Here is a 25,582-nt window from a genome sequence, read left to right on the forward strand (position 1 = left end):
CCGCCCCACAACTCCGGATCAGCCGCTGCCCAGCACGGTCTCCGGCACCCCACACCCGGTGCGGCGATCCGCCGTGCACACGGCCGAAGCGCGCACCGAGCAGTCACCCCACACCCATCCCGAACACCAAGGAACACTCATCATGCGCACTGTGATCAGTACGGCCTTCATTTCGCTCGACGGCGTGGTGGAGGGCCCGGGTGGCGAGCCCGGCTACCGGAACTCCGGATGGACCTTCAAGGAGGTCGAGTTCGTCCCCGAGGCATTTGAGATCAAGGAGCGGGAGCAGCAGGAGTCCACCGCGATCCTGATCGGCCGGGTCAGCTACGAGGCGTTCAGCCCGGTGTGGCCGGACATGGCGGAGTTCGCGCACTACAAGACGATGCCGAAGTACGTCGTCTCCACCACCCTCACCGAGGACAAGCTCGTCTCCAACTGGGGCGAGACGACCATCCTGCGCTCCCTGGACGAGGTTGTCGCCCTCAAGGAGACCGACGGCGGCCCGATCATCGTCCACGGCAGCACCACCCTGAACCACGGCCTCTCGGACGCCGGCCTCATCGACCGCTACCACCTGCTCGTCTTCCCGCTGCTGCTCGGCGCCGGCAAGCGCCTGTTCAGCACCACGGACAAGGACACCCAGAAGCTGAAGCTCACCGAGCACGAGGTCCACGGCAACGGTCTGCAGAAGCAGGTCTTCGACGTCGTCCGCTGAGGGCGCTCCGGCCACAGGCGCCGCCGTCCGGGCCTTCCCCGGCGGCGTCTGGATCGCGCCCTTGGATTCCGCGGTTGCCGCCCGGTCCTGCAGGCCCGATTGTGCGTGCTCGTTACTGCCGGGCCTCCTTCGGGCCGTGTCCGTCATGTCCGATGGGTACCGGCGCTGCCGCTCGGGGCAGTCAGCCGCGTTGCGGTACACGTGCGCGCGGCAATCACACGTTGGAGCGGCCGAGTTGGACTGCCTTGCCATCGGCACGGAAGACTGCGGCACCGGGGCCTCCTGTTGCTCTATGGATTCGACACCCACGAGCTGTTCAGGCGGCCCCGTCTTCATGCTCTGGCCACGGCAGGATCACCCGACCGGGAATCCACGTTCGACCGTCACCGCTCAAGATCGAAAAGACAACAGCTACTCAGACAGGTGCAGGCACGCCGCGATCGTCAGGGCAGGGCGGTCGCCGTCGGCCAGGTGAGGACCCACAGGCGAGGTGAGCCCGTACGAAGGGCCGAACGGCCCGGTGGACCCCAATCGCGGGAGAGAGCGGATCAGTTGTTCGGCATCGAGATCATGCCGGTCCATGGCGGCAACCACGAGCTGTCAGACCGGCCAGACACCCGACGCGAGGTACTGGTGCGTCATGGTGGTCAGTACCATGGCCTGTTCCCGGGAGAGTTCCGCCGTCAGGTCGTTCACGAAGCATCCAACTTTCCGCAAAAGGCGTCCCGCCGGTGTCACCCATCAGGCGCCCGAGCACGTCCTCGGGCAGCAGTGAGCGAGGGATGCCGGACGGCCGGCGTGGCCGCCGCCCGGCATCCAGGGACTGGTCAGTGGGCGGCGGCGAGTTCTTCGATGTGTTCGGCGAAGCCGTCAGTGGGGAGCGGCAGCTCGACGTCGTCCACGTACTCGATCGCGGTGGGGACGTATCGGACGACCGCTTCGGCGGCCTCGGGGAGCACGGTCATCCGCACGGCGGCTGTGGGCTCCCGCCCCGCCAGGCCGAGGTCCACACGGTGTATGAGGACTTCGTGCTCGTCCGGGGCCAGGGCGTGCCGGTCGGGCACCATCTGCCGGTACCACCAGTCGGCTGCCGGTCCCTCGCCGAGCGCGAGATGGTGGAGGTTCGGCGACGCGGGCGGCGATCCTCTCCTCTGCCGCGGCCAGCTTCTCCGGCGGGTATGGGCGATGCTCCAGACGGGCCTTGGCCAGCATCCGGTCAATCGGTTGGGTGCCCATCACGGCTTCCTTCCTGCTCGTACAGTCCGAGGACCCGGCGCACGTCGACGACCACGGGCCGGCGGTTACGGCGGCGGGACAGGTCGATGGTGCGGTTCTTGACCACCTTCCACGCATACGCCTCGGGCGTCGGCTGGGCCAGCACGGTCGGCCAGGACACCGCGAGTTGCTCAAAAGGCGTGGTCGACGGCTTCCTCGGCGTCCGCACCCGAGCCGAGATGTATCTCGGCCCAGCGCACGTACGCGGCGCGGTAGAGCTGGTGGCACGCCCTGAAGTCCGCCGGGAGAGCGACTACACCCGGCGGGCGCCTCAAGCGCTCCCCCCTCCCGCTGACGAAACGTTCACGGCCTTCGGCCCCTTCCAGTTGTCTCGGGCGATCCGGAGGGCGGCTCACAGCGGCGCGCGGCGTCAAGAGTTCGGTCGCATCCTGCTCGGTGTTGTCCTCTATGACAGCGGGGGCGCGACCAGGGCTGGGTTGGACCGGGCGAGGGCGGCTGTCGCGTCCAGTTGCCACCCTGCTCTGTACGCCTCGGCGAAGTCCTTGTGACCGAGGGCTGTGCGGGTGCGGGTGCTGAGCGTCCGGATGTGCGGGTCGGTGCGATCCTGATCGCCGCGGAGGCGGGCGGCTGCGCCGAGTGTGACGGCTGCGTCGCGGTGTCGGCCGAGCAGTTCGGCGAGGCCGGCGACGGTCACTGCAACGGTCGCCACGATCGGCAGGTCCTGGCTGTTGACCGCTGCCGTGTATGCCCGGGTCAGTGCGTGCGCGGCCCCCGGCCCGTCGGCGAGTTGGAGGCAGAGTTCGGCCCGCACGGTTGCGATCAGGGCTCGGCCGTGGTCGTCGTCGAGTGGCAGTTGGGTGGAGAGTCCGGACTCGGCCGCCTCGATCAGCTGGCGTGCGCGGTCCAGGTTGCCTGTTTGTACCATCAGCCGGGCTTCGCGGGCGTCGAGCAGGATGGCCATGCCGGGGGCTGTGGACCGCAGTGCGCGTTCCCGTGTTGTGGCGATCAACTCGGTTGCCCGTGCGGTCTGGTCGAGTCGTACCAGGAGATCGAACTGGCGCAGGTCGATGTAGATTTCGTCGTGGAGGCTGAGTGCTCCGAACTCGCTCGCCAGTTGCTTGGCTTCCTGCAAGTCGCCGAGTGCTCCTTGGAGTTCGCCGTCGTACTGACGCAGCAGGGAGCGCAGCGGCAGTGTCGTGGCGAGTGCCCAGTGGTCGCCGGATCGAGTGAAGCACTGCAGGGCTGCGGTGGCGTCGGCGCGTGCCTGGTCGAGGTCGCCCTCGTTCTCGGCGGCGTGGGCGCGCGAGATGTGGGCGTATCCGGCCAGCCAGGCATCCGGTCCTTCGGCCAGTCGCTGGATGATCGCCTTGCCCTTCTGGGTCTTGTGCGGGAGGGCGAGTTTGATGGTGACGAGCGCGCCGGTGAAGCCGGGCAGTTCGCCGTGGCTGAGCAGACGTTCGGCGAGGGTCCGCAGGCGTGTGCTTCCTTCCTTGAAGGAGCCACTGAACAGTGCGTTCTGACCGGCTTGGGAGGTGAGCAGCAGTCCTTCGGCGATCTCATGCTCGAGGCCGGGCCTGTCGGTCGGGATGGCGGTTGCCTCCCCGAGCCAGTAGGCGGCGGCGTCGGGGCGGCCGAGCATCTGCCAGTACCAGGTCAGGTCGAGGGCGAGCGCGATTGCCCGGTCGGAGTTGTTGGTGTCGCAGAGGTGTCGCAGCGCGGCGAGCACGTTGTCGTGCTCGCCGCGCAGGGTGTGGAGGGCGTGGAGCTGCTCGGGTCCGCGGGTCAGCGGGTCGTAGTGGGCCACCAGGTCGGCGCAGTAGTGGGCGGCCAGGTTCTGCACGCTGGGCAGGGTGTTCTGCTCGGCCAGTCGCTCCAGGCCGTATTCCCTGATCGTTTCCAGCATCCGGTGCCGCCCGGTGTCGGGGGCGAGTTGCAGCAGTGACCGGTCCACCAGGTCCGCGAGCAGCTCGGGGATGTCGCGGACCAGCACGGTGGTTCCCATGCATACCGCGGCGGCCGAAGCCGGTGTGATGCCGCCGGGCAGGACCGCGATCCGCTCCGCGACAATCCGGGCGCCCGTGGGGAGAAGGTCCCAGCTCCACGCGATGACTCCGCGCAGTGTGCGGTGGCGTGGAAAGGCGGTGCGGCTGCCGGTGGTGAGCAGCCGGAACCGGTCGGACAGCCCTTCGGCCAGGCCGGTCAGCGTCAGTGTGCGCAGGCGGGCCGCAGCGAGTTCCAAGGCGAGTGGCAGGCCGTCCAGGCTGCGCACGATGCGCAGTACGTCCGCCAGGTTGTCCTCGGTGATGTCGAATCCGGGGCGCATGGCGGCGGCCCGATCGGCGAACAGCCGTACCGATGGCGTGCGGCGGGCCTGTTGGAGGTCCGCGAGCGGGTCGGGCAGTGCCAGCGGGCCGAGCGGGACCAGCGCCTCACCGTCGATCGCCAGCGGTTCTCGGCTGGTGGCCAGGACGCGCAGACCCGCGCAGCGGGTCAGCAGCGCGGAGAGCAGGTGTGCGGCCGCGTCGATCACGTGCTCGCAGTTGTCCACGACGAGCAGAATCTCGCGGCCGTCCAACTGGTCGGTCAGCACATCGAGTTCGTCGCCGGAGTTGCTGCGCGGCCTGGCGGAGGCGTCGAACAGTGCGGCGCCGCGCAGTCCGATCGCGGCCAGCACGGCGCCGCCGACCTTGTCCGGGTCGGTGACCGAGGCAAGGTCGATCAGCCAGGCGCCGTCCCGGTACGCGTCGCGGTGACGGCGCGCTGCCTCGACGGCCAGGCGTGTCTTGCCGGCACCGCCGGGGCCGAGCACAGTGACCAGCCGCCCCTCTGCGAGCAGGGTGCCGATCCGGGCCAGGTCGTCGTCACGGCCGATGAAGCTGGTCAGCGGCACGGGCAGATTGTTCGGCGCCTCCCCCGCTGCCTTGGGGGCGGTGGGGACGGGAGCGGGCTGCGCGGCCCGTAGCAGACGCAGGTGCCGTTCGCGTAGGGCGGCGCCCGGGCCGGTGCCGAACTCGTCAGCGAGCGTCTCGCGGAACTCTTCGTAGCGGGCCAGGGCCTCGGCCTGACGGCCCTGGGCGGCGAGCGCGTCCATGAGCAGCGCGACGGCGCGCTCGTACCCGGGGCGCTCGGCCAGCAGGCCGGTCAGCCGGGCGGCTGCCTGCGCGGCGTTGTCCAGGGCCAGTTCGGCTTCGGCAAGGTCGGCGGCGGCCTCGACCGAGGAGTGGGCCAGGCGGGTCGCGGCCGCGGGTTCCACCGCGGCGACGGTGGCAGGCTCGGTGCCAGGTGGCTCGGTGCCAGGTGGCTCGGTCCACAGGGCGACGGCTTCACCCAGCGGAGCAGCCGCGCCCGGCGCGTCGCCGGCGCGCAGGCGTTCCCGGCCGGCGACCGCGAGTTGCTCGAAGCGCAGCACGTCCACGTCGGCTGCGGACACGTCAAGGCGGTAGCCGCCTGCGACCTGTGTGACGGCACTGGAGGAGCCGAACGCCCGGCGAAGTCGCGACACGAGGGCCTGCAGGGCATGTGCGGGATCGGCGGGAGGTTCCTCTGGCCAGATCGCGTCGATGAGGGAGCTCTGTGTGACCGCGCGCCCACCGGCGAGCGCGAGACGTACGACCAGCGCCTGAAGGCGGGGCCCGGGCACCGGCAGGGCAGTGCCACCACGAGATGCCTGGAACGTACCGAGCAACGTGATGCGAAGCCGCGCATCCCCATCCATGGGCTCATCTTTGCGCGAGCGCACCCGGAAGGCCAATTCGGGCACCGTCACCGTGGCGTCCCCGTCGCGATGGCGGCCACCAGGCCGGGCGGCGGTCGTGTGCACGGCGCTGACACGGCCGCGCACACCGAGCCGATCCATGTGAGGCGTGGTGTCAGCGCCGTGTGCGCCCCGTGTGAGCGGCCCGGGCGAGTGTGTGGGTAGCCGCGGCGGACACCACGATCGCCGCGGCGACGACAGGGCTGCCCGCACCGGACGACGGAGAGACGCGATGACCGGAACCACCAGCACCACGACCGCAGGCACGGCCCCCACGAGGAACGACGTCTGGGTACGGACGTGGGGAGCTGCCCCGCACGCCCCGATCGAGGAATTCGGTCCCCTGCCCCCGTTCGCCGACACGACCCTGCGCCAAGTGGTGCGCATCAGCGGGGGCGGGAACCTGGTGCGCCTCAGGCTCACCAACGAGTACGGCACCGAGCCCCTGACCATCGGGGCAGCCCGGATCGCCCTCGCGGCGCCCGACGGCGGCATCCGGCCGGGCAGCGACCGGGCCTTGACGTTCGCCGGCCGGACGGGCGTCACCGTCCCCGTCGGCGCGCCGATGCTCAGCGACCCGATCGAGCCGCCCCTGCCGGCCCTGTCCGAGCTCGCCATCAGCCTCTACCTGCCCGAAGCGGTCAAGAGCGCCACCTGCCACGCCATGGGCGTCCAGACCGCCTGGAGCATCCCGGGCAACGCCGTCGACGCACTGACCCTGCCCGCGCGGGCCACGTCCCTGCCGCTGCAGGCCCTCATCTCGGCGATCGAGGTGCTCCCCGACGGCCCGGCCACCACCATCGCCATCATCGGTGACTCCAACACCGACTGCTCCGGCACCACCCCGGACGCCAACCGCCGCTGGACGGACCGCCTCGCCGAGCGCCTGGCCGAGCGCCTGGCCGTGCAGGATTCAGGCACCGTCTGCGTCTCCAACCAGGGCATCAGCGGCAACCGGATGCTGAACGAGGGCCTGGGCGAGGCGGTGCTGGCCCGCTACGACCGTGACGTACTGGCCACACCGGGGCTCGGCCACGTGGTCATCGCCATCGGCCTCGGCGACATCATCATCTCCAACGCGCCGCAGGACGGCAGCGGCCCCGCGGACGATTTCCTCGCCATGTTCCCCGGCGCGCCGGGGACGGCCGATGACCTCATCGCGGGCTACCGGCAGCTGATCGCCCGGGCGCGCGAGCGCGGCGTGCGCGTCTACGGCGTCACCCTCACCCCGTACGAGGGCGATGAGATCTACACGCCGGAAGGCGATCGCGTACGCCGGGCGGTCAACGAGTGGATCCGTACCAGCGGCGCCTTCGACGCGGTCCTGGACTTCGATGCTGTCTGGCGCGACCCGGCCCGCCCCGCCCGTATCCAGGACGGATTCCATGCGGGCGATCACCTGCACGGCAGTGACGCGGGTTGCCGGGCCCTGGGCGACTCCATCGATCTGACGCTGTTCCAGTGACGCCTGCCCCACCCAGTGCCCCACCCAGTGCCCCTTGAGGAGAACGGAAAATCTTATGCATGACGTAGTGATCGCGGGCGCCGGCCCTGTCGGACTGCTCCTGGCCTGCGAGCTCGGTCTCGCGGGCTGCGACGTCCTGATCCTGGAGCAGGAGGCGCAGACAGGCACCCCCTGGAAGGCGCTTCCGCTCGGAATGCGGGGCCTGTCCGCCGCTTCGGTCGAGGTGTTCCACCGTCGCGGGATGCTGCAGCCACTGCTGACCGCGTCGGGTGCCCACAGCTATGGCAGCACGGACCTCGAGGCGCAGGTGGCGCCGGCGCCGCGCAGCGTGAGCCACTTCGCCGGCATGATGCTCGACCCGGCCGACATCGACACCGCCGCCCTGCCGTACCGGCTGCCCAGCCCCGTGCTGGAGGGCGTGATGACCAGCCTCGAAGCCGTGGAGACGGTGCTGGCCGAACAGGCGGCCAAGGTGGGGGTGGAGATCCACCGCGGCGCGCGGGTCACGGGACTTACGCAGGACGCGGAGGGCGTCCTCGTACAGGCCGGCGAGGACGAGTACGCGGCGCGCTGGCTCGTCGGCTGCGACGGCGGACGCAGCACCGTGCGCGGCCTCGCGGGCTTCGAACTCACCGGCACCGAGCCGCTGTTCACCGGCTACACCATGCTCGCCACCGTCGCCGACCCCGACAAGCTGCAGCCCGGGTTCACCCTCACGCCGACCGGCATGTACGTGCGGATGCCCACCCCCGGGCACATCGGCATGCTGGACTGCGACGGCGGCGCCTTCGACCGCACACAGCAGCCCACCCTCGACCACCTGCAGTCCGTGCTGCGCCGCGTCTCCGGCACCGACGTCACCCTCAGCGACGTTCAGCTCGTCTCCACCTTCACCGACCGGGCGATGCAGACCACCTCCTACCGCCACGGGCGCGTCCTGCTGGCCGGAGACGCCGCACACATCCACTCGCCCCTCGGCGCACAGGGGCTCAACACCGGCATCGGCGATGCCATCAACCTGGGATGGAAGCTCGCCGCGACCGTCCACGGATACGCCCCCGACGGCCTGCTCGACTCCTACACCCAAGAGCGCCATCCCGTCGGCGCACAGATCCTCGACTGGACGCGCGCCCAGAGCGCGGTCATGAAGCCCGACCCACACGCCCAGGCCATCCAGGCCCTGGTCCGCGACGTGCTGGGCACCCGGGACGGAACGACCTACGTCTACAACCGGACCTCGGGCTCCTCCCACCGCTACGACCTCGGCAGCACACACCCCCTGATCGGCCGCAACGCCCCCGATTTCCACTTCACCAACGGGACGCGTCTGAGCGACCTCATGCAGGACGGGCACGGCATCGCCATCGACTTCACCCCCGACAGGCAGCTCGCCGGTGCCACCGCCGACCACGAGAACCTGATCCGGTACGTCTCGGGCCCGGCGAGGAACGAACTGGGCTGCGGCGCCCTCCTCATCCGCCCCGACGGCATCGTCGCCTGGGCAGACGGCCCCGATCCCGACCCCGCAGGGTTCCAGCACACCGCCGACCGGTGGTTTGCTCGCACCGCCAACTAGGGTCCGTCTTCAAACGGATCTTGCCCAGCGCAGGAATGAGGCGAGATAGACCGCTGCTCCGAATGAGGTGGCGGTTTTGTCGTATCTCGTCGCGATGCCGCGGAACCCTTTGAGTTGGTTGAAGCAGCGTTCGACGATGTTGCGTTGGCGGTAGGTGTTCCGGTCGAAGTGGGGTGGTCTGCCGCCGCGGGGCCCGCGGTTGCGGCGGTGGCCTTTCTGGTCCAGCTTCTCCGGAATGGTGTGGGCGATACTGCGGCGCCTGAGGTAGCCACGCAGGCCACGTGAGCTGTAGGCCTTGTCCGCGATCACGTGGTCGGGTCGGCAGCGTGGCCGGCCCCGTCCGGTGCGGGGCACGCCGGTGCGTTCGAGCAGAGGGCGTGCGCAGAGGATCTTGTAGACCATGCCGTTGATGACCTGCCGGTCCGCGGTGCGCGGCCGCCCGGTCGCGGCCCGCGGTATCAACGGAGCGAGCAACTCCCACTCCTGATCGGTGAGTTCATGGCGGCGTATCACATCACCGTGATCCACCATTCGATGATCTTTGAAGACGGACCCTGGTGCACCGCGCTGATACGGGGCCGCGTCGCGTATCCGGCCAGACGACACAGCACGCACAGCCCCGCTCAGCCGAGGATGACCGGCAGATCGGCGACGCCGTTCATCAAGAGGCTGGGAAGCCGCTGCGGCTCGGTGTCCGTGTCGGCCAGCCGCAGGCCGGGGAACCGCCGCAGTAGGCTGCCCACGGCGATGGCGCCCTCCAGCCTGGCCAGCGGCGCGCCCAGGCAGTGGTGCAGGCCGTGTCCGAACGCCAGGTGCGGCGCGGCGGGCCGGGTGATGTCGAACCGGTCCGGCTCGGCGAACCGCCCCGGGTCCCGGTTGGCGGCCAGCAGCGACACCACCACGACGTCCCCGCGGGGAATGGTCACGCCGCCGACGGTGATCGGCGCGGTGGTGACCGAGGGAACGGGCGTCTGCTTCGGACCGTCCTGCCGCAGCTGCTCCTCGACGACCGCGGGCAGACGGCCGGGCTCGGCCCGCACCAGCCGCAGCTGCTCCGGGTGGCACAGCAGGGAGTACACGGCGCCGCTGATGAGGTTGACCGTCGTCTCGTGTCCCGCGAGGAGCAGTAGGAAGACCATCGAGCTGAGTTCGTCCTCCGACAGCCGGTCCTGTCCGTCGCGCACCGCGATGAGCGCCGACAACAGGTCGTCGGCGGGAGACCTGCGCTTCTCGGAGATCATGCCGCGCAGGTAGGCCACCATGTCCGCGGCCGCGGACAGGTAGGTGTCGGCGGGGTGTACCGAGCCGTTGATGACGATCGACGACCAGCCGCGGAACGCCTCGCGGTCGGCCACGGGGACGCCCAGCAGTTCGGCGATCACCGTAATGGGCAAGGGGTAGCACAGGCCGGCGACGAGGTCGACCGGTGCACCGTCCGCACCGGCCTCGTCCAGCGCGTCGAGCAGACCGTCGGTGATCTCCTGCACCCGGGGCCGGAGCCTCTCGATGCGGCGGACCGTGAACGCCGCCGTCACCAGCTTCCGCAGCCGGGTGTGGTGGGGCGGGTTGGCGGTCAGCACGCTGGTGTACATGGCGGCGTGCAGGTCGGCCGGTGTGGCCTTCGCATGCGGTACCACCTCGGGGTCCTTGGCCATCGCCGGATGCGCCAGCAGTGCCCTGGCCTCCGCGTAACCGGTGACCAGCCACACCGGGACGCCGTTGAACAACGTGAAACGCTGCACCGGACCGGACGTGGTGAGCGCATCGAGGGCGGCACTCCGGGCCGTCCCGGTGGTCTCAGTGAAGGGCGAGGGAACTGGACTGCCGACGGCCATGGAGCCTCCAAGTGAGATGTTCCTGAGTCTTCAACTGGTTTTACACGACTGCTCGTTGGTTCCTCATGCGGCACGACGCAAAGCAGGAGGTGGGCCGTTGATGTCGGTAGCGTTGAACTCGAGGGAACGGCGGTCAAGGCCAATTCGATCTACCCGGGTTCAGCACGGTCCTGGACGAAACGTAGGCCAAGACCATGCGATCGCGGACAAGGCCTACGCCTCCCGCGGGTTACGCGCCTACCCGCGCAAGCGCGGCATCGGCCACACCATCCCAGAGAAGCGGGACCAGCAACGCCACCGCCGAAACCGCGGCCGTCGCGGCGGCCGCCCGCCGCAGTTCGACCACGACATCTACCGCAACCTGTCTCGGATCCAAACGCCGCACTCGTGTTAGCGCTGAGCAGGGATTGGCTGACCGATGTTGGTATTCGGTCTTCACTCCGCGGCGAAGTCGTCGCTGCTCAGCGCGTAAACGGTGCAGGGACGGCCCAGGACGCTGTCTTCGCGTAGAGGTGTGAATCCCAGGCGGCGGGCCACGGTGGTGGAGGCGGTGTTGCCGTGGTGGATCATGGCCGTGATCTGCCCGAGCCCGAGCGCGCCGAAGCCCCATGCGAGGACGGCACGTGCTGCTTCCGTGGCGTAGCCGTTGCCCCAATGCGCTCGGGCGAAGGTCCACCCGATCTCGGTCTCGCCCAGCGCCTCCCACCAGTTGAGGCCGGAGCGCCCGATCGCCTCGCCGGTGCTGGTCAGTTCGACGGCACACAGGCCGTGGCCACGCTGAACCCACTGTTGGCGGATGTCGCGGAGACGCACTGTGGCCTGCTCGTGGGTGTAGGGCCCGACGAACTGGTTCACCTCGTCATCGGAGTGGAGAAATACCCACCAGTCGGTGTCGGCTTCGGAGAGCGGGCGCAGACGGAGGCGTGGTGTGGTGAGCACTGGCCTCAGCCCGTCGGGCGGCAGATCACGTCCGCTGTCTGTCGTTGCTTCCATTCGAGGTCCTCCCTGTCTCTGACCGTGATCAAGCATGGAGGCTGATGTGAGGGTCGGTACAGCATCGGGTCGGGAGGTGGTGTCGGCGGAGGGCAGCAGGGCGTTGACCCCGGCCGTTCCCGGCCGGGGTCAGTTCGTGGGTTGCAGGTCAGCCGGGAGAAGTTGCTCGGTGAGCAGGCGGCGGACCCTGGCCAGGCGGTCGGGAGCGGTGAGCCAGGAGTCCAGGAGTTGCCAGCCGTGAAAGTAGCTGAGGACGTACAGAGCCATACCCGTGGCCCGTAGTGAGGCAAGTGCCGCGCTAATCTCGGCGTCGGAGAGCAGAGCCCAGCGGGACAGATAGGCGGCCAGTTCGGTGTCCGGACGGCCTTCGGCTGCCAGGAGCGCGGTGTTGGCCCAGACGCCGAACAGGATGTTCTGCACGTGGTGGATGGCGGCGAAGTCGCTGCCGTCGGGGGCCATGCCGTATGCCGCGAGTACGTTGTCGGTCAGCCACGCCTGGGCCTCGTCCCCGGGGAAGACGATGTCCTGGGCATGCAGGCCGAGCCCTTCACTGATCACGAAGCTGGGTCCGAGCATGAACCGGATCTGTTGATCGAGGCGGCCCTGTTCCTCGACGAGCAGACGTTCCTTGAGCAGGGACTCGGCGATGTGCCCGGGGTGACCCTCGTGCGCGACGACATACAGAAGATCGGCGAGATTGAACGGCAGATCGCTGTTGATGTGCAGGGTTGACCGCACCCCGCCCTCGTACTCCCCGGCCGCCCGGAAATGCGCACCGGAGACCAGTCGGCATCGCACCACCTCGTCCGCGGGCAAAGGCGCGATTGCGCTGGTGCGCCGTCGTGTCTCGGTGACGGCTCTGGCGACGAGGTCGGGCAGTCGGTCCATCCGCTCCGGCGGCAGTGTGTGGGCCGCCTGCCAGGCATGCAGCCGGTCCGCCAGGGAGCCGGCGCCCCGTGGCAGCGCGGCGTGCAGCTGGGCATGAGCCTCCTCGAACAGCGTTTCTGGCAGCCATTGCGCTGAAACCCCTAAGCATTCGTGGGCGTACTCCGGCAGCGCCAATTTCTCGCCGGACAGCCGCCGAGCGACTGCCCGCAGTGCCCGAACATGGGCGGCCAGATACTCGGCGTGATGGGGCGGGAACGGCACCTGCTCCAGCAGCGCGTCAGCGTCGTCGGCCAGCCGTCCGGCCGAGGGCGGATCTTCGCTCTCCGCCTGTGCACGCCACTTCTGCGCCCCGCGGTAGATGAGCACCGTGCCCGTGGCGCTCCCGGCCATCTGCCGGTTGACGCGCAGCGCCAATAGCGCATAATCGCGCAGCCACTTCCGTGACGTTACTGACATTGCTTCCTCCCTGTCCCTGAAGCCGAGTTCCGCCACGAAGCTAGCTGTACGATTCTCCGTACGGCGTACGGAAGGAGCGCGAAGAGTGCCTCAGCCACGTCCCCCGGCGATCTGGTTCACCGACGAGCCCAATCCAAAGCCTCGCCTCTCCAGACAACGGATCACCCGCGCCGCGGTGGCGTTGTTGGACGCCGAGGGATTGGAGGGCCTCTCCATGCGGCGTCTCGCGGCCCGCCTGGAGGCCGGCACCATGTCGCTGTACGAATACGTCGGCAACAGGGAGAACCTGCTCGACCTCGCCGTGGACGAGACCATCGCCGAGATCGAAGTGGACGGCGTCGACGATGCGCCCTGGCGGGAAGCCCTCACCCGCCAGCTGACCCGCAGCAGACACGTTATGCGGCGTCACCCCTGGCTGCCCGCTCTGATGTCCACCCGCCCACTGTTCGGCCCTCACGCCCTCGCACGATCTGAGCTGGTCTATTCCGTGCTCAACAGGGCCGGACTCGACGGGGCCCGGCTCACTGCGTCCGTTTCGTCGCTGACCTATTACGTCCAGGGGTACACCGCCACGGAGAACCTATGGCGCAGCAGCCATCGCGACCCCGCCGCAGAGACCGAACTGCGCCGCCAGGCCCAGCAGTACCTCGATCGCCGAGAAGAACTCCACCCCACGCTGGCCCGGCACGCCGACCTCGGCAACGATGACTTTGACGGCTCGTTCCAACTCGGTCTGGAAATCGTGCTCGACGGGATCGAAGCCCGCATCGGCACGTAGCTTCTACGCGACCACGACGCAGTAAGTACCGGCATTCGAAGGTTGGCCGTTTCGGGCCGGTGACGGACCCGTTTCTCATGGTGCTCGGCACAATGACGGTGCTGTCGGCTGTGCTGCGCGGACCTGCGCCGGCCTCGTCCCGTGCGTGCTGATCACGACGCAAAGGCGTCACCAGAGGCCCTTTTCGGTCTGCTGAGGATCATGGTGAGGTCCATGGACTCACCGACGGTGGGGCTACCGGGCTTACCGGGGTACACCTTCCCGGTCGAGTCGATGACCTTCGCCCCCAGGTTGCCGGGGTCGTCGTAGGTGGCGTCGCCGGTGCTAAGGATCGTGAACTCCGCCGCGACCAGGCGCTGCCGTCGGGGGCTGCGAAGGCCTCCAGCGACGGTTTGGCGTTGTCCTCGTACTTGGTCAAGGTGACGTCGGCCTGGACATCGTTGCCCGTGGCACCCATACCGGGCACTCCCTCCAGCGAGAGGGTGTCACCGACCTTGGCGCTCCTCGGCGTTGTGCTGCTGGGCGGGACGTCGGCGATCTGGGCCGCTCTCGCTGCTGATCTCCTCAGCCCGATCCTCGCCGACGTGACCGGGATGCACCGCCACACCGCACTCCGCTGGGTCACCTACGCCCGACGCGACTGGGCCGAGTACCTCGCCGCACGCACCGGGGAACATGGGCAGGGTGTTCGCGAGCAGGGCTGGTCAGGGCCAGGACGCATCGGCTGGAGACCGTCCCCGGGCAGTCGCCACGTGAAATGAGTCGCGGCTGATCTTCCCCGAGTTACCCGGTGCGGCGCGTGATCAAGACCTCCAGACCGTCCAGGATGCGCTCCAGACCAAAGTCCAGCGCCTGGTCCCGGCCGTCCTGTGAGGCCATGGCCGCGGCGAGCGCAGGGAAGCGGTCGGCGTGCTGGTGCACCAGGGGCCCGAGGAGGGCCAGGAGTTCCGTCTCGGGCGAGCCGCCCGGCCGGGCCGCACGGGCCTGCTCCGCGATGCCCCGGACGTGGCCGGTCAGCAGCACCGCGGCGTCCATCCGCTCGGAGCCGCTCAGCCCGTGGCCGTCCAGGGCCGTGACCACCCGCTCCAGCCAGCCGAGTTCCTTGGGGCCCATCACCCGCGGCCCGACGGTGGCGTCGAGCAGCCACGGGTGCTCGGTGAACGACCGTGCCAACTGCTTTGCCCAGGCCGCTAGTTGCTCACGCCACCCGGGCCCGTCCACGGCCTGCGGCGGTTCGCCGACCGCGGCCTCCACCATGAGCGCGACCAGCTCCGCCTTGCCGGGCACATAGCGGTAGAGCGACATCTTGGTGAAGTCGAGCAGCCCGGCCACCTTTTGCATCGAGACGGCGCCGAGACCCTCGGCGTCCGCGATCTCGACGCCCGCCGCGGCGATCCGCGCCAGGCTCAGCGCGGGCTTCGGCCCCCGGGACGGCTTGGCGGGTGGCCCCCAGAGCAGCCGCACCGCCTCGTTCGCTTCCTCGCCCAATTCCCGCTCCGTCTCGTATTGCCTGCTGCCCTTGCGAGGCGACCTAACTGCGTCTACCGTACACAGAAATAAATAGTGTCCCTCGGACACAGTTAGTCGAGCAGTCACGGATGGAGTGTTCACGTGCGCACGAAGGTCCTGATCTCAGGCGCGAGCATCGCCGGCCCCGCACTGGCCTACTGGCTGGGGCGGTACGGCTTCGAGACCACCGTCGTCGAGCTGGCCCCCGCCCTGCGCGGCGGCGGCCAGGCGGTCGACTTCCGCGGCAAGACCCACCTGACCGTGCTGGAGCGGATGGGCGTGCTCAACGAGCTGCGCACGCTCGACACCGGCGGCAGCCCGATGACCTTCGTCGACCAACGCGGCCGTCAGATCCTCCACCTGCCGGCCGACTTCGCGGGCGGGGACGTCGAGGTCCCGCGCGGAGAGCTCGCCCAAGTGCTGTACCAGCGCGGCCTCCCGCGCACCGAGTACCGCTTCGGCGACTCGATCACCGCCCTGGAGGAGACGCTCACCGGCGTCCAGGTGACCTTTCGGAACGGCGCGCCGCGCGAGTTCGACCTGGTGATCGGCGCCGACGGGCTGCACTCCAACGTCCGTCGGCTCGCCTTCGGCCAGGAGGAGCGCTACGTCCGCCACCTCGGCTACTACGCGGCCACTTGGCAACTGCCCAACTACCTGGGTCTGCCTCCCAGTTCAGTCGGCCTCAACGTCCCCGGCCGGCTTGCCGCCGTCGGCGCCGACCACCGCGACCCGGCTCGGGCGGGTGCCTTCTTCGTCTTCGCGTCGACCGAACTTCGTTACGACCGCCGCGACGTGGCGCAGCAGAAGGCGCTGATCCGGGATGCCTTCGCAGGCCTCGGCTGGGAGGTGCCCCGGCTGCTGGAGAGCCTGGGACAGGCCCCCGAGCTGTACTTCGACTCGATCAGTCGGTCCGACGTTCCCACCTGGTCCACCGGACGGATCGCCCTGCTCGGCGACGCCGCCTGCGGGGCCACCATTGGCGGGATGGGCACAGGCACCGCCGTGGTGGCGGCGTACGTGCTGGCTGGCGAGCTGGCCCGGGCCCGCGGCGACCACCGCACCGCCTTCGCCCGTTACGAGCACGTCCTGCGCGATTACGCTCAGGGCTGCCAGAAGGGCGGCGACCGCACCGGCCGGTTCCTGGCGCCCGGCACCGCGACCGGACTGCGGGTGCGCAACGGGCTGCTGAACCGGCGCTGGATCCTCGACAAGATGCTGGAGATGGGCAAGCAGATCAGCAGCGTCGACCTGCCCGACTACGCGGCCGAGCTGTCCAACGCCGCGGCGTTCAGCGTCGTGGGCGGACGGGTCGGCCCTCGGGCAGCACGCCGCCGGCGGTGACCACCCTGTCGCGGGCGGCTCGCAGGGCGGCGGTGCAGCTGTACGCCATCGGTCCTTGGCCGGACAGGGCGCTCTCGGCACTGAGCAACACCTGCCTTCGGCACTCGCCGACGAAGCCACCCGTTGGCTCCAACGTGGGCGGGAGGACGGAATAGTGCGCGGTTGGAATAGCCCCCTCCCTCCAGTAATCAGGGGCAGCGGTAGAGCGCGCGGGAGCGTCGGCCGGGGCGAGGACACGACAGCCATGGCCTGGCATCCTGAGTGAGGAGAAGTGGCAATAGCGGCTCACCGGCGCCGACCGGCGGGCCCTGTCCCGGCTGTTCTGGACCCATGTGAACTCCTACGGCCGGTTCGAGCTGGACATGAACTCCCACCTCGCATCGGTCGCCGCCGCGGCGGCGACCAGGGTGCCCGGCCCCCGCCCCGCGCGCGGAGTGCCCACTGCCCAGTCGCCGGGCGGCTGGGCAGGCTCGGTCTGAACGGCCTCCCGGCTCTCTTCGCTCCGGTACGACCACATCAACTTCCTCGGCCGCTACTCCTGCGCCCGGCCTCCGGCACCGGGCCTGCGGCAGTGTCGCGACCCGACCGCATCGCCCTCGTGATCCGGCACGTCAGGGGATCTGGGCCTCGATGTGGGCGAGGTGGGCCGCGAGGATTTCTTCGAATGCGGCGCTGCGGTCCGCTCCGAGGGGGCGGATGTCGCGGGCGAAGTGGGACAGGGCGGGGAAGCGTTCGGGGTCGGCGCCGAGCACCGCGACGCGGAACTGCTCCATGCCCTGTTCGTACTCCTTAGGGGTGATGGTGCTGATACCGGCTTCGGAGGCGATCAGCGCGGCGAGGAGGATCACGATGCGGTGGTATCGCACCGGGACCTCCTCGTCGGGCAGGCCGGACGCACGCAGGGCCTGCAGCAGCTCTTCCATGACCCATCGGGATCCGGTGCCGCCGGACCCGTAGCGTCCCCACACCGCGGCGAGTTGGGGTTGCTCGCCGAATGCCTCGCACAGGTGCAGGGCGAGGGCGGTGACGCGCTGCTTCCAATTGCCCTCGGGGCGGTAGCCGTCCATGACGGCCAGCAGGATCCGGTCGGCGACCGCGCGCAGCAGTTCGGTCTTGTTGCGGAAGTGCCGGTAGAGGCTGGAGGAGTCGGTCCCGAGCGCTGCGGCGAGTTTGCGCACGCTGAACGACTCGGCGTCGCTCGTGCGCAGCAGTTCCGCCGCCGTGTCCAGGATCTCCTCGGTCGACCATCGCCTTCGGCCGGTCATCTCGCCCCTCTCGTACGGACCCAGCCTAACCCATGCACTTGTCGATGCACGCAGCGCGTGCATAATCGAGTGCAATACAGGGCTCGGCGGCGACGACACACCCGGCGCCCGGCCGGGAGGGGAGAAGGACGCATGAGCGAGACCACTACCGCGATACGGCCTCCGGAGCCGGACTTCTCGGCGATCACGACCGAGGAACTGCGCGCCTACCGCGACGCGGAGAACCGCTTCCGGGCCTCCGGCACGGCGCGGACGATCCTCGGGGAACCGAATCCCGGCGCCGCTATCGTCTGGCAGGAGATCGCGCTGCCCGGCCGCGACCTACCGGTCCGGGTCTACCGGCCGGCCCCGACGGGAGACGGCGAAGCCGCGGCCCGAACCGGCCTGCCACTCGTGGTTCATGTCCACGGAGGCGGCTTCGTGGGCACGGCGGTGCAGTGCGACTGGACCAACAGCCACCTCGCCGTGAGGCTGCCTGCCCTCGTCGTCTCGGTCGAGCACCGCCTCCTCGCCCCCGGCAGCTCGCTGTCGAACGCCGCCGACGACGGCTGGGATGTGCTCGAGCACGTGGTGCGGCACGCCGCGCAGTGGGGCGTCGACCCGGCGCGCGCGGCCGTCTTCGGTGAGAGCTGCGGCGCGCTGATCAGCGCGCTGACGGCCGTCCGGGCCAGGAACGCCGGCCTGGGGCTCAAGGCGCAGGTGCTGGTCAACCCCGCAGTCGACGTGACCGGGACGATGTTCGACTATCCCTCGATGGCCGAGTACGCCTACAGCCCGTCCCGGGCCTTGCCACTACTGCGGCTGTTCCAGCGGCTCGCCGTCCCGCCGGGAACCGACGCCAACGCAGTCTCGCCGCTGTACGCGGACGGCCTGTGGGGGCTCGCCCCAGCGCTCGTGGTGGTGCCCACCCAGGACGCGGTCGCCGACCACGGTCGCCGCTACGCCGAGCGGCTGAGCCAGGCAGGGACCCCCGTGCGGCTTTCCGAGTACCCGGGAGCACGGCATGCGTTCCTCACCCTGCCCAGCGTGGAACCACAGGCCGAGCCCGCCCAGGCGGAGATCCTCGCGTTCCTCCGCGCGGCCCTGGGAAAGTGACGGAGGAACGCCTGCTCTCCACCCCTGGACCCGACAGCCCAGCAGTCTCCCGACTCGGCCTCGGCCTCATGAGCATGACCGGCGTCTACGGCCCCACCGACCCGGACGAGGCCGCGGCCACTGCGCCGGAGGCCCTCGATCCGGACGTCACCGTGTCCGACACCGGCGACGTCTACGGCGACGGAGTAAACGAGGAACTCCTCGGCCGGACCCTCGCACCGCATCGCGACCGCGCCGTGCCGGCCACCAAGACCGGGGGCCGGCGCACCGTCGAAGGGCTGGTCCCAGCCGACTCACCCGACGATCTGCGGCGTGCCTGCGAAGCGTCGTTGCGCCGGCTGCGCACATCACATAGACCTGTACTACCTCGCCCGTATCGGCCCCGCCGTCCCCGACACCGGGGCCCAGGGGACCCGGTACAGCGGCCACGGCATCGCCCTGATCGACCAATGAAGAGACATGAAGGGAACTGACGAGAGAAGCGCCCTGATGACGCAACCACCCCATGCACGAGGACCGCTCCCAGGCGCGGGTCGACTCGGCCGTCACCACCTACCTGGTCGTGTCGTCCGTCATCGGAGCGCTCGGCGTCCTTGCCTGGCTCACGGCGGCCCGGGCCGTCAAAACAGGAAAGCGGTGGGCCCGCCACGTCGCGACCGTGATGTTCGTGCTCGGTGCCAGCGCCGGACTGGCCGAGCTGCTCACCAAGGACACCTCCGGCGCGACCGGACTGCCGCCGGAGCCGGGCCGGGCCGGGATAATTCCCTGCCAGGCGGGCGGTTTCGCGGTCACGCCGCTGTGGAGAAGAAGGCGACCGACATGACGACTCCTCCCCTCGACTCCGCACGCAACCACCGCGACCGTACAGAGCCGCACCAACACCAGCCACGACCACCGCGCACCATAGGGAGCGACACAGTGCAGCGCATCGGCATCATAGGAGTGGGCGAGATCGGCAAGGCCATCGTCGAGGGCCTGCGCAGCGGGGGCGGTGCGTCGCCGGAGGTCTTCCTCTCTCCCCGGGGAGCCCGCGTCGCCGCCGAACTGTCCGAGCGCTTCGAGGGCGTCCAGGTATGCGCCGACAACCAGGAGGTGGTGGACCGCTCCGAGTTGGTGATCATCGCCGTGCGCCGTCAGGATCACCACGAGGCCCTCGCCGGGCTCAAGGTGGACGACGACAAGACCGTGGTCAACCTGATGGCCGGCGTCGCCATCGACGACCTGCGCCGAACCCTCGCCACCGGCGCCCCGATCGTCCGCGCCATCCCGCTGCCCACTGTGCGCGAGCGCCGCTCCGTCACCGTGACCTGCCCCTCGCACCCGGTGGTGGACGCTCTCTTCGAACAGCTGGGCGGGGCGCTCCCCGTCGCGGACGAGGACGCCTTCAACGTCTTCTCCGCACTGACCGGAACCCTCACCACCCACTACGCCTACCTCGCCACGCTCACCTCGTGGGCCGTCGGCCACGGCATCGCCCCCGACGCCGCCGACCGGTATCTGCGCGGTCTCTTCCAGAACGTCGGCCGCTCACTGAACGACGAGACCCGCCCTCTGCATCAGCTCGCTGCCGACCACGAGACGCCCAAAGGGAACAACGAGCGGGTCCGCACCACGTGGTTCGATCCGGCCAACGCCGCAGCCCTCAAGGAGGTCCTGGACGGCCTCCTCTCCGATCTGAAGCAACAGCCTCCCGGCTGGGACCGGCGTCCGTGACCGGGAACGGCGACCCTCTGCACGCCCCTCACAAACGGTGCCGTCCTTTGCGCGAGCAAGATCGACAGCGGGCCGCCGAACCCTCGTCGATCCCGGATTGGCTCTCAGAGGTCGTTTTCTCCCGTTGTTTCATCCCGGAATCTGCGGTTGGTGGGTCTTTGCGGAGTCGCGCCAGAAAGTGGTGTTCTCGCCGGTGAGGCGGCGGGCCATGAGGGCGGTCATGGCGAGGTGGATCATGGCCTCGGAGCGGGCGGGAAGGGTTTCGCAGTCACGGGCCAGGCGGCGGTGGAGCATCAGCCAGCCGTAGGTCCGCTCGGCCGCCCAGCGTTTCGGGATCGAGGCGAATCCCCTGGTCCCGGGGTGCGTTGGGTGATTTCGAGGTCGATGCCGAGGCCCTTTTCCTCTGGAGTTTGAGGTGTCCCTTCCGTCACGCTGATGGGGATGCCCGAAATTCTCCAAGGCCTGCTCGATTCCCCACTTGGGCGAGGGTGAACGATGAGCCCGAGGCCACAATCCGGACCGCCTTGGCTCAGCCCAGCGCGTCCATCAAGGCGGTCACATAGGCATCCAGCCGCTCCTCCACGGCTCGCGCCGTCAGCTCCGCCCTCCCCGCCTCCCGCCATGACTGCGCCACCAGCTGCACCGCTCCTGAGATCGCCAGCCCGTCCAGCACCCGCCAGTACAGCCGCTCGCTCGCGGCCGCGGCCAGCACCCCGCCGGCCTCCTCATACGCCTCGGCGAACCGCAGACCCCACCCCGGGCCGTGCAGCAGCGCGAGATTGGTGGAGCAGTGCGACACATCGAGATCCGCCGGGCCCCAGGAGGCCTGTGCCCAGTCGACGACGCCGGTGATCCTGGCACCTGCGGGCCTTGGGGACGGCACGTCGAACAGCACGTTGCCGGGGTGGAAGTCCCGGTGCAGGAACCGCCCTTCATAGGTCGGCGCGGGCCTGCGGACCACGTCGATCGCCGCAGCCCATACCGCCGCGTCGGCGCCCTTCGGAACGACGACAGTGTCCGCGGTCGTCAACGCCACATACCCCCGGGGCCGCACGGCGGGCCGCACCGCGTGGATCGCCACGAGTTGACGGGCCAGCACAGGGACACGCGTCTCCAATCCCTCATCATCGAGGACCGTCCGGCCCGCCAGAGGCTGTCCCGTTGAACTTCCGCACGTGCCCTGATCCGACTGGGCCCAGGTACTGCTTGCACTGCAGTATCAGGAGCCGGTCTTCGTCATTACGGGCGGTTACGTCCACGCCGAGGTCCCCCACGCCGCCGACCCGGCCGCGGTCAAGGGTCCGGGCGCGGCCGGGGGGAGCCCTTCTGCTGTCCCGGGCATCGTATTTTGCTGCTGTGCGCCCCTGGTTCGCGCCCCGCGCGCTGCCTGAACGTGGTCCTGTCAAGGACACGCCTCGCAGAGGGCAACCCGCGTTCGCGGATCCGGCCCGGGATGCGTGTGACGGGGACCTGGACGGCGAGGGCACAGCGTGGACGGCACCAACAGAACTTCAGATGACCCGGGCGCAGTGGCCCGTGTCCGGCTGGACGGCCACCTGCGAGCCCTGCCCAGCGCAGGCGTCGACCCCAAGCCGCCCGGAGACGGCCCTACCCTGCTGCCGGAAAGTGCCGTGCAGGACAGTGCTGCCCAAGGGGAGGTGCAGGATCCGGCTGGTCCGGTGCGGCAGAGTGCTGCGGCGTTCGCGGCCGAGCTGATCCGGCTGCGCGCTGGTCGGGGGCTCTCCCAACTGGCTCTGGCCCGTCGCATGGGTTACGACAAGTCCTACGTGAGCCATGTCGAGCGTTGCACTCAGGCCCCTACACAGCCGTTCGCCCGCCAGGCCGACCATGTCCTGGGCTCCGGTGAGGCCCTGAGCCGCCTTTGGCATGCCTATCACACCGCCCACGCTGCCAATCGGCGTCCATACCACCCGGCCCCGTCACCTGTCTTGCCCGCGCCCCACGACACCGGACGCCCCGATGAGCCGGGCCAAGCGACCGAGCACGACAAAGCTGGTGCTCCGGACGGCCGTACCACGGTCGGTGACGGCAGACAAGCTCCCGGTGAGGGCAGCAGTGTTTCTGCCTCAATCGGCCTGCACGGAGCAACCAGTGTGCAGGTCGTCGAGTACAGCACCCAGCACTTGGACCAGTTGCCGCCGCCCGCCCCCATCACGCTGCATACAACCCTGCCGCGGGATGTCGCCGACTTCACCGGCCGCACCGAGGAACTCTCCCACCTCCTACACGCAGCCGAGGAAGGGCAGGCGCCGGTCATCACCATCCACACTGTGGACGGCATGCCCGGAGTGGGCAAGACGGCTCTGGTCATCCACACCGCCCACCTCCTGGCCGGCGACTATCCCGATGGCCAGCGCTTCGTCCGCCTCGGCACCCACGCCCCCGGGGCCGCCCCCGCCGACCCCGCTGGCGTCCTGACCCAGCTCCTGCTCAGCTTAGGCATCTCCCCCCGCAACATCCCGCAGAGTTTGGAAGAGAAAGCGGGCATGTGGAGGGATGCACTCACGGGCAGACGCATGCTTTTGATCCTCGACGATGCCGCCAGCGCGGCGCAGGTCGAACCGCTCCTGCCCGCCTCGAAAGACTGCCTGGTCCTCATCACCAGCCGCCGTCGGCTGCCCGACCTCGACGGTGCCAGCCCCCTCCCCCTGAACACCCTCCCTCCGCTCCAGGCCGCCAATCTGTTCATCCGCATCTCCCGTCGCGCACCCACCGCATCCGATCGCTCAGCCGTCACTCAGGCAGTGGAACTGTGCGGCCACCTCCCCTTGGCCATCACCCTGCTCGCCGGCCGCCTCGCCCACCACAGGGCTTGGAACATCAAAGATTTCACCGACGAATTCGCGACCGCCCAGGACCGCCTGGCTGAGCTGGAAGCGGGTGATCGAGCCCTCGCCGCCTCCTTCGACCTCTCCTACCAGCACCTCACTCCCGACCTCCAGCGTCTCTACCGACGGCTGGGCCTGCACCCCGGACCGGACACCGACCCTTACGCCACCGCGGCCCTGGACAACATCCCCCTCGCCACCGCCCGCCGTCGCCTCAACGAGCTCTACACCGCCCACCTCATCGACGAGCCCGCCCCGCACCGCTACCGCCTCCACGACCTGCTGCGCACCTACGCCCACACTCTCGCCCGGCAGGCCCCCTCATCCGACCGCGGCCAAGCGGTGACCCGCCTGCTCGACCACTACCACCGCACGGCCCGAACCGCCGACCACTACCTCAGCACCGTTCCCCGCCAGGACAACGCCACCGCGCCACCGCCCACCACTGCTCCCGTTCTGGCCACCCGCAGCGATGCCCTGGCATGGATGCGCGCCGAACTCCCCAACCTCCTCGCGGTTGCACACCACGCAGCCACTGACCGCTTACCTCACGCAGCCGCCCTGGCCCGCACGATGGCCGCCTTCCTCGACCAGGAGGGCCACTGGGCCGAAGCCATTGCCCTCCACCAGGCTGCCGCCCACACGGCCCACACCCTCAACTCCCCTGACACCGAAGCCCACGCCGTCCTCGACCTGGGCTGGGTACGGCGGCGGACGGGCAACTCTCCAGCGGCTGGCGAGCTGGCCCAGCAGGCTCACGACCTCTACCACAGCCTCGACAACCGCCTCGGCCAAGCCAACGCCCTGCGCGCCCTGGGCCTGGTACGGCAAATGACAGGCAACTATCCAGAGGCGGCGCAGTTGGCCCGGCGGGCTCACGACCTGTACCACACCCTTGGCAACCGCCTCGGCCAAGCCAACGCCGTGCTCGACCTGTGCCGGGTACGGCGGCGGACCGGCGACTACCCGAAGGCCGGGGAACTGGCCCAGCAGGCCCGCGACCTCTACCACAGCCTCGACAACCGCCTCGGCCAAGCCAACGCCCTGCTGGACCTGGGCTGGGTACGGCGGCTGACAGGCGACTATCAGAAGGCGGGAGAGCTGGCCCAGCAGGCCTACGACCACTACCACACCCTCGGCAACCGCCAGAACGAAGCCTGGGCCCTACTTGAGTTAGGCCAAATCAACAGAGATACGAGGAACTACATAGCGGCTGCCGATCTTCTCGAGCGCTCCCGCGCCCGCTTCCACAAGCTCGGCGACCGTAAAGGCGAGGCTGAGGCCCTCACCGCCGCCGGCGACCTGCAGGCCGCCGCTATCGGACCGGAGCCCGCACTCGCCACCTACCAGCAAGCCCTCACCCTCGCCCGCCAGATCCACAGCCCCCTGGATCAGGCCCACGCGCTTGAAGGCACAGCCAGCTGCCATGCCGCCCTCCACCACCATCGCGAGGCCATCCAATCCCTGCGCGACGCGATCACGCTCTACCAACGTCTCGGCGTAGCCGAAACCTCTCGCGCCGCCGACCACCTCAAGCAACTCGAAGCCGTACTCCACGAATCTGATCACCGTGGAGGAGGGAAAGAGCCACAGCCCTGAGCACTGCCAGGCAGCATCGGTACCTGGGTGTAGTCAGCCTCGCGGCACCAGCTCTGCGGTCGCCGCCGGAGCGTGTGTCACCTCCGCGGAGGCCTCCGCTCCGGCCGCCGACAGCCTGCGGCTCCTGCGCGCCCCCGGCGCGGCCAGGCTCGCCGACGAGGACAACGCTGAGGAATGGCCAGCGGCCATGGCGGACAAGTACCGAGGCGCCAGGCGGGAGTCGTGGCACTCGGCATGGCGGCCCGGCTATGCGGCACCCGGACCGCGCTGGCGGCGACACGATGTCGTCTATTCGGTGGTCAGTTCCTCGAGTTGCAGGCGCAAGGTGGTGGCAGTCGAGTCAAGGGCCGAACTCAGCTACCTGTGAAGCGGACCGCATGGGCCGACGCCTGCGGATCGGTGGCCGCCAGCAGCCGGGAGCCCTCCGCTTCCAGCGCCTCCCGGTCAGCGATCCCGAGCCGCCCGAACGGCTCGACCAGCACCGCCGCCTCACCTCGCCGCCGCTCGAACTG

At 69.6% G+C, this 25,582-nt stretch carries 21 protein-coding genes and 3 pseudogenes; 12 read left to right on the forward strand and 12 right to left on the reverse strand.

The genetic code is table 11. The annotated features are described in order from the left end of the window. Positions 1 to 142: 142 nt before the first annotated feature. A complete protein-coding gene (locus JK364_RS46105; protein ID WP_201857420.1) occupies positions 143 to 715 on the forward strand; it encodes a dihydrofolate reductase family protein in 573 nt (190 codons plus the stop codon). Between the two features lie 827 nt (positions 716 to 1,542). On the opposite strand, the gene JK364_RS46110 is transcribed toward JK364_RS46105, so the two are convergent. The 3 genes from JK364_RS46110 to JK364_RS46120 all read right to left on the reverse strand — a co-directional run bounded on the left by JK364_RS46110 (position 1,543) and on the right by JK364_RS46120 (position 5,381). Continuing rightward, positions 1,543 to 1,782, reverse strand: coding sequence for a hypothetical protein (locus JK364_RS46110; RefSeq protein ID WP_201857421.1), 240 nt, complete (start codon positions 1,780 to 1,782; stop codon positions 1,543 to 1,545). Between the two features lie 149 nt (positions 1,783 to 1,931). Further along, the gene (locus JK364_RS56230) at positions 1,932 to 2,111 is read right to left on the reverse strand and encodes a hypothetical protein (RefSeq protein WP_230993552.1); all 180 of its coding nucleotides are present in this window, start codon (positions 2,109 to 2,111) and stop codon (positions 1,932 to 1,934) included. Positions 2,112 to 2,396: 285 nt separating this feature from the next. After that, the gene (locus tag JK364_RS46120) at positions 2,397 to 5,381 is read right to left on the reverse strand and encodes an ATP-binding protein (protein ID WP_307841606.1); all 2,985 of its coding nucleotides are present in this window, start codon (positions 5,379 to 5,381) and stop codon (positions 2,397 to 2,399) included. A 556-nt stretch (positions 5,382 to 5,937) separates the two neighbouring features. Between JK364_RS46120 and JK364_RS46125 the strand changes: the two genes are divergently transcribed. Next, positions 5,938 to 7,170: an SGNH/GDSL hydrolase family protein gene (locus JK364_RS46125; protein ID WP_201857422.1), complete on the forward strand. Its 1,233-nt coding sequence runs from the start codon at positions 5,938 to 5,940 to the stop codon at positions 7,168 to 7,170. 55 nt (positions 7,171 to 7,225) lie between these two features. Then, a complete protein-coding gene (locus JK364_RS46130) occupies positions 7,226 to 8,746 on the forward strand; it encodes an FAD-dependent oxidoreductase (RefSeq protein ID WP_201857423.1) in 1,521 nt (506 codons plus the stop codon). A gap of 9 nt (positions 8,747 to 8,755) precedes the next feature. Here the strand turns inward: JK364_RS46130 and JK364_RS46135 are convergent, their stop codons facing one another. From JK364_RS46135 to JK364_RS46150, 4 genes are all read right to left on the reverse strand, one after another. Then, complete coding sequence (locus JK364_RS46135) at positions 8,756 to 9,277, reverse strand: transposase (protein WP_372462076.1); 522 nt, start codon at positions 9,275 to 9,277, stop codon at positions 8,756 to 8,758. Positions 9,278 to 9,369: 92 nt separating this feature from the next. Further along, positions 9,370 to 10,581, reverse strand: coding sequence for a cytochrome P450 family protein (locus tag JK364_RS46140; protein WP_201857424.1), 1,212 nt, complete (start codon positions 10,579 to 10,581; stop codon positions 9,370 to 9,372). A gap of 435 nt (positions 10,582 to 11,016) precedes the next feature. Beyond that, entirely contained in the window at positions 11,017 to 11,574 is a 558-nt protein-coding gene (locus JK364_RS46145) for a GNAT family N-acetyltransferase (protein ID WP_201857425.1), read from the reverse strand. A gap of 129 nt (positions 11,575 to 11,703) precedes the next feature. Continuing rightward, positions 11,704 to 12,918: a hypothetical protein gene (locus tag JK364_RS46150; RefSeq protein WP_201857426.1), complete on the reverse strand. Its 1,215-nt coding sequence runs from the start codon at positions 12,916 to 12,918 to the stop codon at positions 11,704 to 11,706. Between the two features lie 85 nt (positions 12,919 to 13,003). Here JK364_RS46150 and JK364_RS46155 point away from each other — a divergent pair, with 85 nt between their 5' ends. Beyond that, on the forward strand, positions 13,004 to 13,696 hold the full coding sequence (locus JK364_RS46155) for a TetR/AcrR family transcriptional regulator (RefSeq protein WP_201857427.1): 693 nt from the start codon (positions 13,004 to 13,006) through the stop codon (positions 13,694 to 13,696). A gap of 482 nt (positions 13,697 to 14,178) precedes the next feature. After that, positions 14,179 to 14,457 carry a hypothetical protein gene (locus JK364_RS46160; protein WP_201857428.1) on the forward strand — a complete coding sequence of 93 codons (279 nt, stop codon included), beginning with the start codon at positions 14,179 to 14,181 and terminating at the stop codon, positions 14,455 to 14,457. Positions 14,458 to 14,479: 22 nt separating this feature from the next. Here JK364_RS46160 and JK364_RS46165 read toward each other — a convergent pair whose 3' ends face one another. Next, entirely contained in the window at positions 14,480 to 15,184 is a 705-nt protein-coding gene (locus tag JK364_RS46165; RefSeq protein ID WP_201857429.1) for a TetR/AcrR family transcriptional regulator, read from the reverse strand. Positions 15,185 to 15,307: 123 nt separating this feature from the next. Between JK364_RS46165 and JK364_RS46170 the strand changes: the two genes are divergently transcribed. Further along, positions 15,308 to 16,549: an FAD-dependent monooxygenase gene (locus JK364_RS46170; RefSeq protein WP_201857430.1), complete on the forward strand. Its 1,242-nt coding sequence runs from the start codon at positions 15,308 to 15,310 to the stop codon at positions 16,547 to 16,549. A gap of 611 nt (positions 16,550 to 17,160) precedes the next feature. On the opposite strand, the gene JK364_RS46175 is transcribed toward JK364_RS46170, so the two are convergent. After that, entirely contained in the window at positions 17,161 to 17,814 is a 654-nt protein-coding gene (locus JK364_RS46175; RefSeq protein ID WP_201857431.1) for a TetR/AcrR family transcriptional regulator, read from the reverse strand. 132 nt (positions 17,815 to 17,946) lie between these two features. Here JK364_RS46175 and JK364_RS46180 point away from each other — a divergent pair, with 132 nt between their 5' ends. From JK364_RS46180 to JK364_RS46195, 5 genes and pseudogenes are all read left to right on the forward strand, one after another. Beyond that, on the forward strand, positions 17,947 to 18,909 hold the full coding sequence (locus JK364_RS46180) for an alpha/beta hydrolase (protein ID WP_201857432.1): 963 nt from the start codon (positions 17,947 to 17,949) through the stop codon (positions 18,907 to 18,909). Positions 18,910 to 18,983: 74 nt separating this feature from the next. Further along, positions 18,984 to 19,199, forward strand: a pseudogene (locus JK364_RS57785) (aldo/keto reductase); the annotation flags it as partial. Between the two features lie 22 nt (positions 19,200 to 19,221). Further along, positions 19,222 to 19,362 carry a hypothetical protein gene (locus JK364_RS57790; RefSeq protein WP_307841610.1) on the forward strand — a complete coding sequence of 47 codons (141 nt, stop codon included), beginning with the start codon at positions 19,222 to 19,224 and terminating at the stop codon, positions 19,360 to 19,362. A 52-nt stretch (positions 19,363 to 19,414) separates the two neighbouring features. Beyond that, on the forward strand, positions 19,415 to 19,732 hold the full coding sequence (locus JK364_RS46190) for a hypothetical protein (protein WP_230993553.1): 318 nt from the start codon (positions 19,415 to 19,417) through the stop codon (positions 19,730 to 19,732). A 95-nt stretch (positions 19,733 to 19,827) separates the two neighbouring features. Beyond that, complete coding sequence (locus JK364_RS46195) at positions 19,828 to 20,622, forward strand: NAD(P)-binding domain-containing protein (RefSeq protein WP_307841609.1); 795 nt, start codon at positions 19,828 to 19,830, stop codon at positions 20,620 to 20,622. A gap of 129 nt (positions 20,623 to 20,751) precedes the next feature. Here the strand turns inward: JK364_RS46195 and JK364_RS46200 are convergent. The 3 genes and pseudogenes from JK364_RS46200 to JK364_RS56235 all read right to left on the reverse strand — a co-directional run. After that, positions 20,752 to 21,014 (reverse strand): annotated as a pseudogene (locus JK364_RS46200) (IS5 family transposase); the annotation flags it as partial. Positions 21,015 to 21,151: 137 nt separating this feature from the next. Continuing rightward, positions 21,152 to 21,772: pseudogene (locus JK364_RS46205) on the reverse strand (aminoglycoside phosphotransferase family protein); the annotation flags it as partial. Further along, the gene (locus JK364_RS56235) at positions 21,747 to 22,109 is read right to left on the reverse strand and encodes a restriction endonuclease (protein WP_307841607.1); all 363 of its coding nucleotides are present in this window, start codon (positions 22,107 to 22,109) and stop codon (positions 21,747 to 21,749) included. The pseudogene JK364_RS46205 and the gene JK364_RS56235, both read right to left, overlap by 26 nt. A gap of 3 nt (positions 22,110 to 22,112) precedes the next feature. Here JK364_RS56235 and JK364_RS46215 point away from each other — a divergent pair, with 3 nt between their 5' ends. Next, a complete protein-coding gene (locus JK364_RS46215; protein WP_201857434.1) occupies positions 22,113 to 25,070 on the forward strand; it encodes a helix-turn-helix domain-containing protein in 2,958 nt (985 codons plus the stop codon). Positions 25,071 to 25,582 lie beyond the last annotated feature (512 nt).

The organism is Streptomyces endocoffeicus, assembly GCF_016741935.1.
Lineage (GTDB): Bacteria > Actinomycetota > Actinomycetes > Streptomycetales > Streptomycetaceae > Streptomyces > Streptomyces endocoffeicus.

Excerpts from the sequence above, each read along its gene's own strand:
- JK364_RS46125 (WP_201857422.1), top strand. The coding sequence starts at position 5,938 with ATGACCGGAACCACCAGCACCACGACCGCAGGCACGGCCCCCACGAGG.
- JK364_RS46110 (WP_201857421.1), bottom strand. The coding sequence starts at position 1,782 with ATGGTGCCCGACCGGCACGCCCTGGCCCCGGACGAGCACGAAGTCCTC.
- JK364_RS46105 (WP_201857420.1), top strand. The coding sequence starts at position 143 with ATGCGCACTGTGATCAGTACGGCCTTCATTTCGCTCGACGGCGTGGTG.
- JK364_RS46190 (WP_230993553.1), top strand. The coding sequence starts at position 19,415 with ATGCACGAGGACCGCTCCCAGGCGCGGGTCGACTCGGCCGTCACCACC.
- JK364_RS46140 (WP_201857424.1), bottom strand. The coding sequence starts at position 10,581 with ATGGCCGTCGGCAGTCCAGTTCCCTCGCCCTTCACTGAGACCACCGGG.
- JK364_RS46135 (WP_372462076.1), bottom strand. The coding sequence starts at position 9,277 with ATGGTGGATCACGGTGATGTGATACGCCGCCATGAACTCACCGATCAG.
- JK364_RS46150 (WP_201857426.1), bottom strand. The coding sequence starts at position 12,918 with ATGTCAGTAACGTCACGGAAGTGGCTGCGCGATTATGCGCTATTGGCG.
- JK364_RS46180 (WP_201857432.1), top strand. The coding sequence starts at position 17,947 with ATGAGCGAGACCACTACCGCGATACGGCCTCCGGAGCCGGACTTCTCG.
- JK364_RS46130 (WP_201857423.1), top strand. The coding sequence starts at position 7,226 with ATGCATGACGTAGTGATCGCGGGCGCCGGCCCTGTCGGACTGCTCCTG.
- JK364_RS46145 (WP_201857425.1), bottom strand. The coding sequence starts at position 11,574 with ATGGAAGCAACGACAGACAGCGGACGTGATCTGCCGCCCGACGGGCTG.
- JK364_RS46175 (WP_201857431.1), bottom strand. The coding sequence starts at position 17,814 with ATGACCGGCCGAAGGCGATGGTCGACCGAGGAGATCCTGGACACGGCG.